Here is a 526-nt window from a genome sequence, read left to right as displayed (position 1 = left end):
CTACACGCTTGACTGCATCTCCCAGCAGGGGGATCTCGAACTCAAGACGTTGATGGCGCAGCCGGCCCGGCTTTCGATTTTGCAGGCCGATGGCCGCTATCGCCAGTTGCACGGGCTGGTCAGCGAAGCCGCGCTGCTGGGCGAGGATGGCGGCGTCACCTACTACCAGCTCACGCTGGTGCCGTGGCTCAAGATGCTCGAACTGGGCCGCGACAGCCGCATCTTCCAGGATCGCAGCGTCGTCGATGTCCTCACTGACGTATTCGAGGGGCATGAGCTGGCCAGGGGCCGCTACCGCTTCGACCTGCGCCGCGGCTATCCCACCCGCAGCTACTGCGTGCAGTACCGCGAGAGCGACTTCAACTTCGTCAGCCGCCTGCTGGAAGAAGAAGGCCTGTGGTACTACTTCGAATACGCCGGTAACGATGACGGCAACGACGAAGACGACGAAAACAGCGGCAAGGCGGCGTCCGGTAACGGGGCGCGCGCTAACGATGGTCAGGCCTTCGATGGCCATCGCCTGGTC

1 protein-coding gene is annotated in these 526 nt (G+C 63.5%); it reads left to right on the top strand.

What is annotated here, in order from left to right; genetic code table 11:
• Positions 1–526 (top strand): phage late control D family protein (locus tag OP494_RS17205; protein ID WP_280542798.1); only part of this gene is annotated, 526 nt, incomplete at both ends.

It is taken from the genome of Chromohalobacter sp. 11-W (assembly GCF_029889905.1).
Taxonomy (GTDB): Bacteria; Pseudomonadota; Gammaproteobacteria; order Pseudomonadales; family Halomonadaceae; genus Chromohalobacter.
Note: the sequence above shows the minus strand (reverse complement) of the source record. Positions and strands in the feature narration are given on the sequence as shown.